This is a genomic window from Paenarthrobacter nitroguajacolicus (genome assembly GCF_051027655.1).
Lineage (GTDB): Bacteria > Actinomycetota > Actinomycetes > Actinomycetales > Micrococcaceae > Arthrobacter > Arthrobacter nitroguajacolicus.
In genome coordinates this window covers 56,982-71,819 of record NZ_CP073234.1, presented here as the reverse complement: position 1 = coordinate 71,819, position 14,838 = coordinate 56,982, and the positions used below count along the sequence as shown (strand labels likewise).

16 protein-coding genes are annotated in these 14,838 nt (G+C 62.8%); 6 read left to right on the top strand and 10 right to left on the bottom strand.

Annotation, left to right across the window (positions count from 1 at the left end; translation table 11 throughout):
• Positions 1 to 16 precede the first annotated feature (16 nt).
• A complete protein-coding gene (locus KCX59_RS00360) occupies positions 17 to 1,297 on the top strand; it encodes an MFS transporter (protein WP_179018055.1) in 1,281 nt (426 codons plus the stop codon).
• A gap of 81 nt (positions 1,298 to 1,378) precedes the next feature.
• Here the strand turns inward: KCX59_RS00360 and KCX59_RS00355 are convergent, their stop codons facing one another.
• Together KCX59_RS00355 and KCX59_RS00350 are read right to left on the bottom strand one after the other, a co-directional pair.
• Positions 1,379 to 1,822: a hypothetical protein gene (locus tag KCX59_RS00355; RefSeq protein WP_178994736.1), complete on the bottom strand. Its 444-nt coding sequence runs from the start codon at positions 1,820 to 1,822 to the stop codon at positions 1,379 to 1,381.
• 354 nt (positions 1,823 to 2,176) lie between these two features.
• On the bottom strand, positions 2,177 to 2,620 hold the full coding sequence (locus tag KCX59_RS00350; RefSeq protein ID WP_179018054.1) for a YdeI/OmpD-associated family protein: 444 nt from the start codon (positions 2,618 to 2,620) through the stop codon (positions 2,177 to 2,179).
• A gap of 95 nt (positions 2,621 to 2,715) precedes the next feature.
• Here KCX59_RS00350 and KCX59_RS00345 point away from each other — a divergent pair, with 95 nt between their 5' ends.
• Positions 2,716 to 2,976 (top strand): DUF2630 family protein, encoded by a 261-nt coding sequence (locus KCX59_RS00345; protein ID WP_091464392.1) that lies wholly within the window; start codon positions 2,716 to 2,718, stop codon positions 2,974 to 2,976.
• A gap of 12 nt (positions 2,977 to 2,988) precedes the next feature.
• Here the strand turns inward: KCX59_RS00345 and KCX59_RS00340 are convergent, their stop codons facing one another.
• Together KCX59_RS00340 and KCX59_RS00335 are read right to left on the bottom strand one after the other, a co-directional pair.
• A complete protein-coding gene (locus KCX59_RS00340) occupies positions 2,989 to 4,131 on the bottom strand; it encodes a glycerate kinase (RefSeq protein WP_179018053.1) in 1,143 nt (380 codons plus the stop codon).
• Positions 4,132 to 4,326: 195 nt separating this feature from the next.
• Complete coding sequence (locus KCX59_RS00335; RefSeq protein WP_179018108.1) at positions 4,327 to 5,298, bottom strand: D-2-hydroxyacid dehydrogenase family protein; 972 nt, start codon at positions 5,296 to 5,298, stop codon at positions 4,327 to 4,329.
• 65 nt (positions 5,299 to 5,363) lie between these two features.
• Between KCX59_RS00335 and KCX59_RS00330 the strand changes: the two genes are divergently transcribed.
• Positions 5,364 to 7,190 (top strand): glycoside hydrolase family 2 protein, encoded by a 1,827-nt coding sequence (locus tag KCX59_RS00330; protein ID WP_179018107.1) that lies wholly within the window; start codon positions 5,364 to 5,366, stop codon positions 7,188 to 7,190.
• Between the two features lie 51 nt (positions 7,191 to 7,241).
• On the opposite strand, the gene KCX59_RS00325 is transcribed toward KCX59_RS00330, so the two are convergent.
• A complete protein-coding gene (locus KCX59_RS00325; protein WP_179018052.1) occupies positions 7,242 to 8,039 on the bottom strand; it encodes a glycerophosphodiester phosphodiesterase in 798 nt (265 codons plus the stop codon).
• 13 nt (positions 8,040 to 8,052) lie between these two features.
• Positions 8,053 to 8,325 (bottom strand): hypothetical protein, encoded by a 273-nt coding sequence (locus KCX59_RS00320; protein WP_179018051.1) that lies wholly within the window; start codon positions 8,323 to 8,325, stop codon positions 8,053 to 8,055.
• A 136-nt stretch (positions 8,326 to 8,461) separates the two neighbouring features.
• Between KCX59_RS00320 and KCX59_RS00315 the strand changes: the two genes are divergently transcribed.
• Entirely contained in the window at positions 8,462 to 9,328 is an 867-nt protein-coding gene (locus KCX59_RS00315; RefSeq protein WP_179018050.1) for an SDR family oxidoreductase, read from the top strand.
• A complete protein-coding gene (locus KCX59_RS00310) occupies positions 9,325 to 10,254 on the top strand; it encodes a methyltransferase family protein (RefSeq protein ID WP_179018049.1) in 930 nt (309 codons plus the stop codon). Before KCX59_RS00315 ends, KCX59_RS00310 begins: the two co-directional genes overlap by 4 nt.
• On the opposite strand, the gene KCX59_RS00305 is transcribed toward KCX59_RS00310, so the two are convergent.
• Genes KCX59_RS00305 through KCX59_RS00295 form a run of 3 tightly spaced genes read right to left on the bottom strand, consistent with a single transcriptional unit; the run spans position 10,251 to position 12,672 of the window.
• A complete protein-coding gene (locus KCX59_RS00305; protein ID WP_091464375.1) occupies positions 10,251 to 11,060 on the bottom strand; it encodes an HAD family hydrolase in 810 nt (269 codons plus the stop codon). The genes KCX59_RS00310 and KCX59_RS00305 overlap by 4 nt on opposite strands.
• A 39-nt stretch (positions 11,061 to 11,099) precedes the next feature.
• A complete protein-coding gene (locus tag KCX59_RS00300; RefSeq protein WP_179018048.1) occupies positions 11,100 to 12,344 on the bottom strand; it encodes a type II toxin-antitoxin system HipA family toxin in 1,245 nt (414 codons plus the stop codon).
• The gene (locus tag KCX59_RS00295; protein WP_179018047.1) at positions 12,331 to 12,672 is read right to left on the bottom strand and encodes a helix-turn-helix transcriptional regulator; all 342 of its coding nucleotides are present in this window, start codon (positions 12,670 to 12,672) and stop codon (positions 12,331 to 12,333) included. Before KCX59_RS00295 ends, KCX59_RS00300 begins: the two co-directional genes overlap by 14 nt.
• 125 nt (positions 12,673 to 12,797) lie before the next feature.
• Here KCX59_RS00295 and KCX59_RS00290 point away from each other — a divergent pair, with 125 nt between their 5' ends.
• A complete protein-coding gene (locus tag KCX59_RS00290; RefSeq protein WP_179018046.1) occupies positions 12,798 to 13,859 on the top strand; it encodes a glutathione S-transferase family protein in 1,062 nt (353 codons plus the stop codon).
• Between the two features lie 6 nt (positions 13,860 to 13,865).
• Here KCX59_RS00290 and KCX59_RS00285 read toward each other — a convergent pair whose 3' ends face one another.
• Positions 13,866 to 14,804 carry a carbohydrate kinase family protein gene (locus KCX59_RS00285; protein WP_178994723.1) on the bottom strand — a complete coding sequence of 313 codons (939 nt, stop codon included), beginning with the start codon at positions 14,802 to 14,804 and terminating at the stop codon, positions 13,866 to 13,868.
• Positions 14,805 to 14,838 lie beyond the last annotated feature (34 nt).

The following is a 14,838-nucleotide window of genomic DNA, read 5'->3' as shown; positions in this document are numbered from 1 at the left end:
TGGCAGAACTACATGTGTGACTAAATCCCCCGCAGACACCGCTCAATCCCAAAAGCACAGCCTCCGCGTCGCGCTCTCAGATCCCACCCTCAAAATTCTCGCTTCTGCCATCCTCGTAGCCACGGTCGGCCGCGGCATCTTCCTCACGTTAACGGTTCTGTACTTCAGTCGCTTCGTTGGGCTGAGTGCTGTGGAAATCGCCGTGATCCTCTCAGTTTCCAGTGGGGTGGGCGTCGCGACGTCCTATATTGGTGGTCGTCTCGCCGACCGCTTCTCCGCACGTCGACTCCTTGTAGGGATGGTCGCCATCGAAGGTCTGGCGATCGCAACCTATACGTTCGCCGGAAACTTCGGCACCGCCGTCGTCATTGCCTGTGTCGCAGTGGGCGTGAACCGCGGCGCGAATGCCACACGCTCCGCGATCATCGCCCGGGCCTTCGACGGTCCGAACCGCGTGAATGCGCGCGCAGTCCTCCGCACCATCACAAACCTGGGCATCGCCGTGGGAGGCATGATTGCCGGACTCGCACTGGTGGCCGGCACCGCCGAAGCGTTCCGGGGAATGATGATCGGGGCTGGTGTGGTCTACATCCTGAGCGCGCTACACCTCCGCCGGCTGCCTGGCCGGGTAGACGCACCGCGTCACGATCCTGCTGGCCATGCCCCGAAGCGGGGCATCTCCCCCTTCAGGGACCGCCGCTATGTACTGCTTACCGTGCTGTCCGGCATTTTCGGCATGCAGTTCGGGCTCGCCGAGATGGGCGTCCCGTTGTGGATTTCACAGGACACCAGTGCGCCGGACGTCCTGATCTCCGTCATCCTTGTCATCAACACTCTGTGTGTAGTTTTGCTCCAGGTGCCGCTCTCCCGTGGCACCGACGACCCTCGGCGCGCAGGAAAAATCGTGATGACCAGTGGTGTACTAATGGCGGTAGCCTGCGCACTTTACGCAACTGCGGGCGGGATGCCGGTCATCGCAGCCATCACCCTCCTGTGTGGCGCGGCGCTCCTTCACTCGTTCGCGGAAATCCTCTCGCAGGCGGGGACCTGGGGACTCAGCTTCGAACTCGCCAACCCCCTCCAAGCAGGCGCTTATCAAGGGATGTTCGGCATGGGATCCGCCTTGGGGGCCATGCTGGCCCCGCTTGTGGTGACTGCCACCGTCGTCGAACATGGCGTGCTGGGTTGGGCCATCCTAGGCGTGGTCTTCCTCGCGTCGGCGGCGGGAATTACGCTAATAGCGCGTAAGGCTCCTACGACGACGGCACTCGCCCCGGCGGCCGGCTTATCTGCGTAGGTTTGTGGCGTCTGGAGATAATTCATTACGCGGAAAAGCGCCTTACGTTTGTGAGTGAGCCTTCCGGCGCAGGCGAAACAGTCATTCACGACTTCCTAGTTCGAGCAGATCCACATCAACGTAACCGGTGCCTGGCTTGGGAGAACCGCGTTCCTTGCGAAGCCGCGCGGCCTTGTACTCGTCCCTGGCTAGTTTGAACCCGTACCAGGCAATAAATCCTGCGAGCCCCATAACCCAGAGCGCACCCCAAGAGGGTCCCTCCCCAATCCAAAGTGGGGACAGGAACATGGCTACAGCGGCGACGAATCCCACGCATCCAAAAGTCGACAGAATGGCCATCCCCCACCAAGTACTGACCTGAGCTTGGCCCCGGCCCGGCGAAAACCCAATCTCATCGCCCGGATAACTGTGGAGTTCACCGGTAGTGGTCCTACGTAGCACCCGCTTCTCGCCATTGGCGATTGCCTGCTTGTGTTCGGCGTACACGGCATCCTCACGCCGATAACGCTCACGGTCATAAACCACGGCCAACCCCCCGAATATTCGAAAGTCCAGCCTAGCGGCCAATGCACGACGGCGGGGTCGGCTCAGAATCACTCAAACTGCGCCAGGTGTGGCCGGCCCGGGTGGTCAAAGTCCTGGCCGGCCACACTGTCCGCCTGGGCGAGCGGACAAGTGCGCGGCCGGCCAGCCGACGGTGGGGCCTTGCTCGCGCACGGTGACCAGCCGACGAGGGGGGTCTCTTCGCCTCATCGACCGTGGCTGCTGTTCTGCATCCGAATGCGCTCTACAGCCCGTCACTACTTGGTAGTGGCTCCAGTGGGATGAACGTGACGTGATTCAGGTCACCTTAATCCTGTCCGCGTTCTTGAGCGCGGCTTACTTCTTTCGAGCCTTCAAATCCGCAACTACCTTCGCGATCCGCCGGGCACGCGTCTCCTCGGTCTTCGCATCACCGATCGGCTCGACGTAGCGCCGCTGGCTGCTGTAGTTCAGCGTGCCGTAGAACGCCTTAGCCGCAGGCTCCGCCTCGAGCGCGGCGGCCAAGTCCGCGGGCAGCTCGACAACCCGGGGTTCGGTGTCTACTTCAAGACCAACGTCCACGGTGTCCCCCGCTGCGGCGCCGGTCAGTTCACGGTTCGCCGAGCTGACACCCACCATGTATTTCCCGCCCATCACGGCGATGCTGCTGCGGTAGCTCTGGCCGTTGATGGTCACCACCACCGGGGGCCGCTTTCCCGCGCCGAGCCCCTCAACGATCGCGTCCGGAACCTCGATACCCGCCTTGTTGCCATCGCCGACGATGGTCGTAGTGAATTTCATGACCCAAGTATGCCGTTGGCCGCCAGTAGACGCACCCCGTCAGCAGGACTACGTTCGAGGTAACCACGCAACGCCCGTCACCCAAGGAGAAGAACATGGACGAGCAGGACCTTCTGGAGCGCATCCAATCGTTGGTTGAGGAGGAGCACCGTCTCCGCGACACCACGTCAGGGGGCGGCGGAACCGAGGACGACGTCGACGGCGATGGCGGCCTGGCACGATTGGCTCAACTCGAAGCGCAGCTCGACCAGTGCTGGGACCTGCTGCGCCAACGCCGGGCGAAGAGAGACGCCGGGGAGAACCCCAACGAGGCCGAGCCGCGCCCCATCAGTGAAGTGGAAGGCTACCGGCAGTAGCACCGCATTCCGCTACGCGCCTTCAAGCACCTGACTCGTCGCCCACGCCAAGTATTTGGCGGCGTTGGCAACGGCATCGGCGACGTCCGGAACACCATCCTTGCGCTGCGCGACATCCAACAGCTGGGCCGCGGCAACGATGCCGTGCTTCGCCAGGTCTTCAGGCGTGACGGTGATGCGCCCAGCCACGGCGATCACCGGAATTCCGTGCAAACTCGCGGCGTCAGCCAAGGCAATGGGCGCCTTGCCGGTGAGCGATTGCTCATCCATGGAACCTTCGCCTGTGATGACGAGATCTGCCTCGCCGAGGTGTTTTGCGAGGCCTGTGAGCCCGGCGACCAGCGCAAAGCCGCCTTCCAGCGTGGCATCAGTGAATGCGAGGAACGACGCCGGGAACCCGCCTGCCGCGCCAGCTCCCGGAACGTTTACATCGCGGCCGGTGGCCTCCCGCAGGAGCGACGCCCAATTGCGGAGACCGGCGTCGAGCTTTTCAACGGCGTCCTCGTCCGCTCCCTTCTGGGGACCGAAAACATGCGCCGCACCTTCCTGCCCGTACAGCGGGTTCTGGACGTCGACGGCGATGCGGAACTTTACGGCGGACAGCCGCGGATCCAGTTCGGAGACATCCAACGCAACGACGTCGGTCAGGGAACCTCCGCCAAGGGGCACAACATTGCCGGCCGCATCCAAGGGTTTGAGCCCCAACGCACGCAAGGCGCCGCTGCCGCCGTCGGACATTGCAGAGCCACCCAAGCCGAGCACGATCTCCGTGGCGCCGGCATCGAGGGCCGCTGCTACTAGCTGGCCACAACCGTAGCTGTGGGCACGCAATGCATTCTCCGGCGTCGGTTCCATGTGGGCCAGGCCGGAGGCCATCGCGGTCTCGATCACGGCGCTTGCCCCGCCGAAGGAGTCCTTGCGGATTGCCCATGAGGCTCCGACGGGCTTGAGGATAGGGCCAACAACGGCGTTGTTCCGTTCCTCGTAACCAGCAGCAACAGCGGCGTCCAGCGTACCTTCGCCGCCATCGGCAACGGGGAACTGGGTGGTCACGGCGTCCGGGTAGACGCGCAGGGCACCTTCGGCCATGGCTGACGCGGCTTCGGCGGCGGTCAGGGATCCCTTGAACTTGTCAGGGGCTATGAGGATACGCATGGGTCCATCTTGCCAGCTTCGCCGGGAAAGCGCTTGCCCAGCGCGTAACTTAAGTGCGTGCTTGCGGGCATCGCGCCTGCTTCCGCCAAACGCCCCGGTAACCTCTGGTGCGATACGCGTAAGCGGGTGCGACCACTACGCCCAACAGGTGCAAGCGGCGCTAACAGGTGCGAGCGCCGCTAGCAAGAGCCGGAATTATCCGCCGATTACCCTCATAGGAGCCCCATCAAGCCACGCCTTCACATCTTCGAACGCCCCGCCATAGAACTGCCGGTAGCTCTCGTGCGTCACGTAGCCGATATGCGGCGAGAGAACGGTCCTCGAAGAATGCAGCAGCGCATGCCGCGCCGGCAGGGGTTCCTCCTCGAAGACATCCAGGGCCGCGCCACGGATCCAACCCTCCTCCAGAGCTCGGATCAGCGCCGCCTCGTCCACCAGGGGGCCGCGCGCAGTATTGACCAACACGCCGTCGGGGCCCAGAAGTCGCAGTTCTTCCGGGCCAACGATGCCTTCCGACCTCTCGGATAACCGCAGGTGCAGCGTCACGACGTCGGACTCCCGGAACAACTCCTCTTTGCTGACCTTGCGGGCACCGGCAGCCTCAGCAGTTTCCGCCGTGAGGTTCTGGCTCCAAGCGAGGACGTCCATCCCGAATGCCTTCGCATATCCCGCCATCCGCTTGCCGATCTTGCCCAAGCCAACTATTCCGAGGGTTTTGCCCTCGAGTTCAAACCCGACGCCGGTCTGCCAGCCGCCAGCGCGCAGGGAGTTCTCCTCCACAGTCAGGTTTCGGGCAAAAGCCAGGAGCAAAGCCCACGTCAGCTCGGGCGCCGCGGCCGGTGAGCCGCCCGTTCCGCACACCACGATGCCGCGTTCCGCCGCCGCTTCAAGGTCGATCGCCGCATTCGCCATGCCAGTGGTTACCAGCAGCTTCAGGTTCGGCAGCGAATCAAGGACGTCCTGTGGAAAACGGGTTCGCTCGCGCATCGCCACAATGATGTCGAACGGCGCCAACGCGGCCACGGCTTGCTCTTCCGAAAGGAAAGGCGCGCTGAAGACGCTGACCTTCACGTCGTCGTCGAGCAGTGAATCCCACGGGGCGTAATCGCCGGAGACCTGCTGGTAATCATCAAGGATTGCTAAACGGAATCGGGTCACGGTATTCATCCTTGCGCGGCGGCCGGTGGTACTCAACCCCGTGGCACGTTAGGTTTTTGATTGTGAGCCAAAATGTGACCCCCGCCATGCCCAAACCCGAGCATCCCCGTCCGCAATTGGTCCGCGACAAGTGGCTGAACCTCAACGGCACCTGGGGATTTGAGATCGACGCCGGCGACTCCGGCTTGGAGCGCGGACTCACCACGCGCGAACTCAACAGCGAAATCCTGGTTCCGTTCGCACCGGAATCTGCGCTTTCGGGGATCGAGCACGTCGATTTCATGGAAGCCGTCTGGTACCGGCGAACGGTGGCGATCCCTCAGGAGTGGGCGGGCCAGAACATTCTGCTGCACTTTGGCGCCGTAGACCACGACGCCACCGTATGGGTGAACGGGGTTGAAGTAGCCCGTCACCGTGGCGGCTTTACACCGTTCACTGCAGACCTCGGAGGAGTGGCCGAGCCCGGGACGGAAGCCGTAATTGTGGTGAGGGCCAGGGATTCACGGCACGAGATGCAGGCACGCGGCAAGCAGGCCACGTGGTACGACAACACCCACTGCCAGTACACCCGGACCACAGGAATTTGGCAGACGGTTTGGATGGAAGCGGTCCCCGCGGTTCATATCAAACGCCTCCGCATGACTCCCAATCTTGCTGACGCCAGCATCACACTGGAGGTGCCCGTTAGCCGTAACCGCAGCGGGCATACGGTCACCGTCGTCCTCAGCGACAAAGGTGACGTGCGTGTTGAGGCCACAGCCAAAGCAGACCTGGACCTCACGCCGTCACTCCGCCTCACCATCCCTGCCGAATCCCTGCGTCCTTGGTCCGTCGAAGATCCCTTCCTCTACGACCTCGAAGTCAACATCCACGATGGGTCCGGCAATGTTGTTGATCAGGTCAGCAGTTACGCGGCCGTCCGGTCCATTGCCTTGGACGGCAAGGTGGTTCGCATTAACGGCGAAGCTGTCTTCCAACGACTCGTTCTGGATCAGGGCTACTGGCCCGACTCCCTGATGACGTCGCCGGATGACGCTGCCTTGATCAAAGACATCGAATTATCCATGGCCGCAGGCTTCAACGGCGCCCGTTTACACCAGAAGGTCTTCGAGGAACGCTTCCTCTATCACGCTGACCGCCTCGGTTATCTGGTGTGGGGCGAGTTCGGCGACTGGGGTGTCTCCGGCGGAGGAACTGTAGGGCACAACCAAAGGCCCACAGCCAGCTTCGTGGCGCAATGGTTGGAAGTGCTGAAACGCGATTTCAACCACCCCTCCATCATTGGCTGGTGCCCCCTCAACGAGACGCACCAAGTTCTCCACGATCGGCTGACAGTGCTGGACGACGTCACCGAGGCCATGTTCCTGGCCACCAAGCTCGCTGACCCCACACGCCCGGTCATTGATGCTTCCGGTTACGCACACCGAATCCGCGAGACGGACATTTTCGATTCCCACTCCTATGAGCAGGACCCGGACCGCTTCCGCATCGAGCAGCAGGGGTTGGCGGAGGGAAAGCCGTACATCAACCGCAAGGCCGACGGCGAGGAATACTCCGTGCCGTACGCGGGCCAGCCCTACTTTGTCTCGGAGTTCGGCGGAATCTGGTGGAACGAAGTTGAGGCCCATCAGGCTGCGGACGGAAGCGACGTCACCTCCTCGTGGGGCTACGGCCAGCGCGTCAGCAGCGAGGAAGAGTTCTACACCCGCTTCGACAGCCTCTGCTCAGTGCTCCTAGGTAACCCCGACATGTTCGGTTATTGCTACACCCAGCTAACGGACGTGTTCCAGGAGAAGAACGGCATCTTCAACTTCGACCGCAGCAATAAGTTCGATCTGGAGAGAATCCGCGCAAGCCAAGTTCGGCCTGCCGCGATCGAGACCCGCCGAGGTGGCAGTTAACCCCAATGTTTCCGCATGGGACTGTCATTAAATGCCAACTCGGCGAGGGGTTCAAACCCACTGGCCCCTGCGCACCAGGACTTCCTTAAGGAGGTCCAGCCTGTCGGACACGATTCCGTCCACGCCAAGGTCCAGCAGCCGTTCCATTTCCGCAGAATCGTTGACCGTCCACACATGGACCTGCCTGCCAAGCCGGTGCGCGCGCCGGATGAATCCGGGCGTCACCACGGGCAACCGCCCGTAGCGGACAGGAACTTGGAAGACGTCGACGCCGGAGAGCAGCTTTCGTGCCAATGGAACCGGAAGCACGGGGCCCAGAAGAACGAAGAGCGCAGTCAGGGAGCTGCCCGCAGAGGAAGCCACACGACGGGAAAGCTTGGCAAGGACTGCCCGGCGGCGCCCGTCCGAGAAGCTGGTGACCAAAACCCGGTCATGGACGCCATGCTTCTCGATCGCCGCAGCCATCGGGCCCACGGAGTTCCAGTCTTTAACATCCAGGTTCAGCCGGGCCTGGGGCAGGGCAGAAACCAGCTCATCGAAGGTGGGGACGGGCTCCACTCCACCGATTCGGGCAGCCGCAACTTGGGCGGCAGTCAGCTCCGAAACCTTGCCGATGGAATCAGTCACACGGTCCAGGGAAGAATCGTGGAAAACGAGCAGAACGCCGTCGGACGTCGTGTGGACGTCCGTTTCAAGGTGCGCTGTTCCAAGATCAACCGCCGCCCGGAACGCGGCCATGGAATTCTCCAGGCCATCCATGGAGAAACCTCGGTGGGCGAAGGCCAAAGGCCCCACCGAACCGTCCTTGCGAAGGAAATAGGGCAGCATCACTCCCGTAGCGTAGCCCATGGCAGAGGCGCGGCTAGCTCTCCTGCGGGACCGCCGCCGTCGTCGATTGCGGAACGATCGTCACGCCGTCGCTGACGTGCACCAATGTCCGGCCGCGACCGCCGTCGAGCTCTACCCAAACCGCGGTGGCATCGCCGGTAACGGCGTCCACCACGCCAGCCGACTCGAAACCCGGCGTCAGGAAGACTTTGACGCGGTCGCCCTGACGAAGCGAACGCCAGTGATGATCCGGTTCGATGCGTCGCAATGGTGCGGTATTGACGTTGATGATCCGACGCTTAGCCATGGTTCCCCCTACAAGTTCAATGAGACAGATAAACCGTGCGAACGGGTCTTGGCTCGAAGCCTACGGCCGTAAGTTGAACGCCGGTTGTATGGAAGCTGGGAACCAGATGACACTGCGGGACTGACAAACTGAGGGCATGACTGTGTTGATAGCCGGCTGCGGCGACCTTGGAACGGAAGTTGGACTGCGCTTCGCAGCTGCGGGCCATAATGTGGTTGGCCTGCGCCGATCCCCCGACAAGCTACCCCCGGAAATCAGGGGCATGTTCGCGGACCTCTCCGTCGCAGTGCCGGAATTGCCGGAGGACGTGGACATTGTTGTTGTGGCCATCGCCGCAGACACGTCCACAGAAGAGGCCTATCGCGCGGCGTACTTGAACGGCGTGAAGAACGTGCTGGACGCACTGGAACGGCAGTCCATCGAGCCGCAGCGGATCCTGTTCGTCTCCTCAACGGCTGTGTATAAGGATTCCGGCGGAGCTGTTGTGGATGAGTCCACGCCCACGGAGCCCACACGGTTCAGCGGCAGGGTACTGGTGGAAGCCGAAGACCTGTTGTTCAGCCGGACGCAAGGGACCAAAACCCAGTCCATCTCCCTACGGCTCGGGGGCATTTACGGGCCGGGGCGCACGCGGCTGATCGACCAGGTCCGCAGCGGCACGGCCGTCATCCCTGCCCAGCCCCGGCATACCAACCGCGTTCACCGGGACGACGCCGCGGCCATGATCGTGCACCTCACCACCATGGAAGCGGTTCCTGATCGCGTGTACGTAGGCGTCGATGACCACGCGGCCGAAATGGGCGATGTCATGCGGTTCCTCGCCTCTGAAATGGGATGCCCTGAACCCCCGACGGCGGCACCTGGGAACGCGTCCGACGCCGGCCCGGGCGACAAGCGCTGTTCCAACAAACGCCTGCGGGCGACAGGTTTCGAATTCACCTTTCCCACTTACAAGGAGGGCTACCGCGCTTTGCTGGCCGGTGAGGGCGTGCGGCACCCGTGAATCGCGAGGCTCCTACAGCTGCGCGGGCGCACGCGTGGGGCCGGATCTACTTCGCTGTCCAAGCCGTGGCTGGGCTGGCGTGGTGGGTGGGAGTTTTCCTCTCACCGGCCATTCGGACGGCCACTCTCGGCAGCCTGGACCCGGTCGCCGTAGCCGCCTTCGACATTCCCTTGTTCGTCATCGGCTCGGGTGTCGCAGCGTTCGGCGTCAGGGCTGCGGCCGTGGTGGCCGCTGGGTGGACTGGCCTCGTTGCTGTCGCCTTGGCCATCTACGCAACAATCACTTCCGAAGCGGGGTGGGGCGTCCTGATCATGTTGGCCGCCGCCGCTTGTTCAATGGTTGCGCTGTTCTTTGTGGTGCAAGGCCGTGTCCCTACGGAGTTGATCGTGCGGGGACCCTTTGCGTTCCGTCCGGCGTCCAACCGTCACAGTACTGCAGCCAACGTGGGGGCAACCATAGGGCAGTTGATCCTCTTCTGGGGTTTCTTCCTGGTGGTTCTTCCGTCAGCCATTTGGTGGATCGAGCAGCGGTGGAACGTTTCCTTGCCGTTTCCCTCCGCCGCACCGCCCGCCGGTTTCGTGGTGCTGGTGCTCGCCAGTTCCCTCGGGATCGCTTCCGCGGTGACCATGTCCTCTGCCGGAGGCGGAACCCCTTTGCCCTCCGCCATGCCCAACTGCTTGGTCATCGCCGGGCCCTATAAGTGGGTTCGGAATCCCATGGCCGTGGCAGGCATCTCCCAAGGAGCAGCTGTGGGGCTGATGCTGGGTTCGTGGCTGGTGGTTGCCTACGCGGTAATCGGTTCACTTCTGTGGAATTACGCTGTGAGGCCACACGAAGAAGCCGACTTGGAACGTCGGTTTGGCACCGAGTTCCAGCGATACCGCGACTCAGTGCGCTGCTGGCTTCCGCGCCTCCGAGGAAATTAGACCCGCTGCTCGGTGAGCTTCGCCTCGAGAATCTGGGCCACGCCGTCGTCGTCGAAATGCGGCGCCTGCTGCCCGGCGGCGAGGATGGCCTCCGGGTGGCCGCTGGCCATCGCGTAGCCGTGGCCGGCCCAGCGCAGCATTTCGATGTCGTTGGGCATGTCACCGAAAGCCACAACGTCAGCGGCTTCGATACCCAGCGATTCGGCGTACTTGGCCAGCGTGACAGCCTTATTGATGCCCGGAACGGACATCTCCAGCATTGCCGTCCGTGGCGCCGAATGCGTGGTGCTCACCAAATGCGCGACGGCCGGCTGCACTTCAGCCAGGAACTCGTCCGGCGTACCTTTGCGGGTGATCGCCAGGAACTTTACGACGGCGTCATCCGCCGTGAGCGTCTCGGCCAGCGGCGCGGGGGTGAACTCAGCGAGCAGCTCGCTGGTTTCGTTCTCGATGAAGCCCGGCTCAAGCTGGAAACCCGTGAGAGTCTCCACAGCAAACAGGGCGTCCGGCCTGATGGATTTGATGATGCGGCGGGCTTCAAAGACGGATTCGGCATCCAGAACGCACGAGGACAGGGCCTTCTCGGTTTCGAGATCCCACACCACTGCGCCGTTGGAACAGATCACGATTCCGCTGTGACCCAGCTGCTCCTGGAGCGGGTACAACCAGCGCGGCGGACGACCCGTGACGAAGACAAGTTCCACCCCTGCGTCGCGGCACGCCTGGAATGCCTTGATGGTCCGGTCACTGATTTTGCCGTCGTGACCGAGGATGGTGCCGTCAATATCGCTTGCTACGAGCCGCATCAAGCCAGTCTACGTGGGGCAAACATGTGGTTGCGCCCGCTACAGCTGCACTGGTTCATAGTCGAAGAACGCAGCTCTTGGTAACACCTGCTTCCCGAATAGCTGGTGTTTGTCTGCCTCGCTCAGACGCGCCACCTCCGCAGCGGCGTCCCAGGTTTCGCGGATGCTCGATACAAGGTTGTCGATGATATCCCGCCCTTCTGCCGCGTTTAGCCCGTATGTCTCGGACTCGCCCACCAGGGCAGCGAAGTTGGAAACCTTCGCGCCGCGGTCACCCCGCCCGTATCGCATCGCCTGCTCAAATGTGTCGCCGGATCTTTGCCCTGGAGCCAGGTCGTAAACCGGCGTTAGTTCCAAATGCTTCCCGTCCCAGAACGCGGCGTGATTCCGGGCATGGTCGTCGTTGTTGCTGATGGCGATGTTCAGGGCAATACGCCTAAACAGCTCCGGTCCGGGCTGTGTTGCGTCTACTGCGTACTCACGGAGCACATCAAGGATCTGGGGGTAGGACACATAGCGTGCATACATCTCGTCGGTCTGGGCCATGGTCAGTCCAGACACTGCGTGACGCCGTCCGCCTGCCCCATCACGGTCGAAGCGCCTGACAAGGAGGACTTCCTTGCCAAGGGAAGAGATTACCTTGCTTTCGGGCACTTTCATGCCCGCCCGGCGAGCAAGTTCGAGCATCGCGCCCTCGGCGTTCACCACGGAGAAGACGCGGTCGTCAGACGACGAGAACTTTGCGAGCCACTCGCTCCCGTCGTCATCAGTGAGCGTCGCCTTAGGGCGTGCGCCTCCAAGGCTGGTGCCATGCATCATGGCCGCCTCCAGACTCGGCGAAAGCTCCCCGCCTTCATCAAGGAGGATGGCCGCCCGATGTAACTCTTCGAAGGTCGCGAATTCATCCCGAGGCACGTAGTTCTCACGATCAGTTTGGAAGTCCAAGGCCCCGAAGCGGTTCGAGCTGGAAGTCAGCATGTAATCGATTTCGCTCAGGGAGTTGGGAGCAACGTTCCGCCGTCGTTCGATGACACCGCGACCCCACCTGTCGGGACTCCCGTCCCGAAGGACTCCAGGGATGCTCAGTCCGTCTGCAGGCTCCTGGACGCCGGGTCGCAGGGGGAGCTCCGGGGCGAACAGGCTGATAGCGTCCGGCCGGGACCTATAGTTCAGTCCATAGATGAAAGTGACGAGCGAGCCCACCTGCTCCACTCTTCCGGCTACCACAGGCTCCGTTGCACCCGGCAACCACGTCCAGACGTAGAGCTCGTTAGAAGTTGTCATCGGTATTGCCGCTCTTTGGTCGGCGCACGCGGCTTGGGAGGAGAGCGAGCATCTCCTCGCCTCGATGACGACGAATCGCGAGTTCGGCGCGGTCCTCAATACCAAAAATGGGAACTCCGACGAGGTCTGAGAGGTCCATCATCGTACCGACCGCCGCGCCGCGACTGCCGGCCTCAGCTGCGAGCACCGTTTGCTCCGAGATATTCGCGCGCGCGGCAAGCTCCTTTGCTGTCCATTTTCGGTCGATTCGGCCTTGTCGGATGAGTTGGCCCCACACGATCAGCGCGTCTTGGATGTGCGGACGCAATGGCACGGTACGTTTTGCCATTCAAACCTTCTTAAAAGATGCCTAGTCGCTTCTAGGCATACTTTATCATGGCTTGGGATTGCATGAAGGCTCTTGCGAAAGTCCACAGCCAGCACATGAACGAACCTGGAGCATAGGCTGAAGGCATGAGTGAGAAGACCAGCGAAGTCGAAGAACACAGCACCCGCGGGGCGTACGTCACCGGCGACGAGTTCACCCGGGACACCAACTACATCGAGGACCGCATCACCCGTGACGGTGCCGCCGGACCGAACGGCGAGCCCGGCTGGCCCGTGGAGCCGGGGCGCTACCGGTTGATTGCAGCCCGGGCTTGCCCGTGGGCCAACCGTGCCGTAATCGTCCGCAGGCTTCTTGGCCTGGAGGACGTCATCAGCCTCGGCCAGCCTGGCCCCACCCACGACGCCCGATCGTGGACCTTCGATTTGGATCCGGATGGCAAGGATCCCGTGCTGGGCATCGAGCGACTGCAGGAAGCATTCTTCCGCCGTTTCCCGGACTACCCTCGCGGAATCACTGTTCCGGCCATGGTGGACGTCCCCAGCGGCGCAGTGGTGACCAACAACTTCCCCCAAATCACGCTGGACTTCTCTACTGAATGGACAGAGTTCCACCGCCCGGGAGCGCCACAGCTGTACCCGGAGCACCTGCGCGAGGAAATCGACCAGGTCAACAAGCGCGTGTTCACCGAGGTCAACAATGGCGTTTACAGGTGCGGCTTCGCCGGATCCCAGGAAGCGTACGAGGCGGCGTACACCCGCCTGTGGAATGCCTTGGACTGGCTGGAGGAGCGCCTAACGAACCAGCGGTACCTCGTGAGTGATTCGATCACCGAGGCCGACGTCCGGCTCTTCACCACCTTGGCGCGCTTCGATGCCGTCTATCACGGCCACTTCAAGTGCAACCGCAGCAAACTCAGCGAGATGCCGGCATTGTGGGCCTACGCCAGGGACCTGTTCCAGACACCGGGATTCGGGGACACCATCGATTTCGTGCAGATCAAGCAGCACTACTACATGGTGCACGAGGATATTAACCCCACCAAGATTGTCCCTGTGGGCCCGGACCTATCCGGGTGGCTTACTGATCACGGACGGGAATCCCTCGGCGGAAGCCCCTTCGGCGACGGCACTCCGCCAGGCCCGGTGAAGGCGGGCGAGGAAGTGGCTCCAGGGCACGGGGCCGGCTGAGCAGCTTTACTTATGCGCTCCGTGGTTGAGCTCCGCCCGCGTGGGCGGATTCGCACCGGCCCGTGACACCGTCACGGCAGCCGCACGTGTTGCGTGATCCATGATGGCTGCCAGGGTTTCTGCAGGCATTGCCCTCAAAGCGCCACGGTTCTGCGCGCCGTCCAGCCCGTGATCCACAATCGCGGACAGGAGCCCCGCCATGAACGAATCGCCCGCGCCCACTGTGTCCACAACGTTCACGGATGGTGCGGGAACCTGAGTTTCACCGGCCCTCGTGACGCCCCACGGGCCACGTGAACCACGTGTTACCACCACCAGGGCCGGACCCTCAGCACCACCCAAGGTCAGCCAGCGACGCGCGGATTCCACCGGATCGACGCCGGGATACAGCCATTCAAGGTCCTCGTCCGAGGCCTTCACGACGTCGGAAAGCACCACAAAGCGCTCGGCTTGCGTTCGCGCATACTCGACATCCGTGATGATGCTGGGACGGCAGTTCGGGTCGAAGCTGATAGTGCTGCTCGGGTGGGCATGCTCGACGGCGGCAAGCACCTCTGCGGCGCCAGGCTCCAGGAAGGTGGCAATGGAGCCTGTGTGCAGCAGGGTGGAGCCCTGCAGCATGAGCGGCAACCGACCGGCGAGCCCGGGCAGCTCCCAGGCGAGGTCGAAAGCGTAGGTGGCGGCGCCGTCGTCGTCGATCTGCGCGGTGGCCACGCTGGTCGGCTTCTCGTCCGGCGGCAGCGGCACCATCACGGAACTCGAGCGCAAGTGCGCGGCAACGGAATCACCGTAGGCGTCCCGGCCGTAGCGACCGATGAACTGCACCGGATGGTCCAAGCGGGCCAACCCGACGGCAACGTTCAGGGGGCTCCCGCCTACGTGGGCTTGGAGTCCCGAGGAACGTTGAACGACGTCGACCAGGGCCTCACCAATGACTGTCAGCATGGGACCACTCTGCCAGAGGCGGGCCCCACGAACC

Bases quoted from the DNA above. Each gene is read 5' to 3' on its own strand.
- KCX59_RS00350 (WP_179018054.1), bottom strand. From the start codon at position 2,620: ATGAAATTCACTACGACCATCGTCGGCGATGGCAACAAGGCGGGTATC.
- KCX59_RS00345 (WP_091464392.1), top strand. From the start codon at position 2,716: ATGGACGAGCAGGACCTTCTGGAGCGCATCCAATCGTTGGTTGAGGAG.
- KCX59_RS00340 (WP_179018053.1), bottom strand. From the start codon at position 4,131: ATGCGTATCCTCATAGCCCCTGACAAGTTCAAGGGATCCCTGACCGCC.
- KCX59_RS00335 (WP_179018108.1), bottom strand. From the start codon at position 5,298: ATGAATACCGTGACCCGATTCCGTTTAGCAATCCTTGATGATTACCAG.
- KCX59_RS00325 (WP_179018052.1), bottom strand. From the start codon at position 8,039: ATGGGCTACGCTACGGGAGTGATGCTGCCCTATTTCCTTCGCAAGGAC.
- KCX59_RS00320 (WP_179018051.1), bottom strand. From the start codon at position 8,325: ATGGCTAAGCGTCGGATCATCAACGTCAATACCGCACCATTGCGACGC.
- KCX59_RS00315 (WP_179018050.1), top strand. From the start codon at position 8,462: ATGACTGTGTTGATAGCCGGCTGCGGCGACCTTGGAACGGAAGTTGGA.
- KCX59_RS00305 (WP_091464375.1), bottom strand. From the start codon at position 11,060: ATGCGGCTCGTAGCAAGCGATATTGACGGCACCATCCTCGGTCACGAC.
- KCX59_RS00300 (WP_179018048.1), bottom strand. From the start codon at position 12,344: ATGACAACTTCTAACGAGCTCTACGTCTGGACGTGGTTGCCGGGTGCA.
- KCX59_RS00295 (WP_179018047.1), bottom strand. From the start codon at position 12,672: ATGGCAAAACGTACCGTGCCATTGCGTCCGCACATCCAAGACGCGCTG.
- KCX59_RS00290 (WP_179018046.1), top strand. From the start codon at position 12,798: ATGAGTGAGAAGACCAGCGAAGTCGAAGAACACAGCACCCGCGGGGCG.
- KCX59_RS00285 (WP_178994723.1), bottom strand. From the start codon at position 14,804: ATGCTGACAGTCATTGGTGAGGCCCTGGTCGACGTCGTTCAACGTTCC.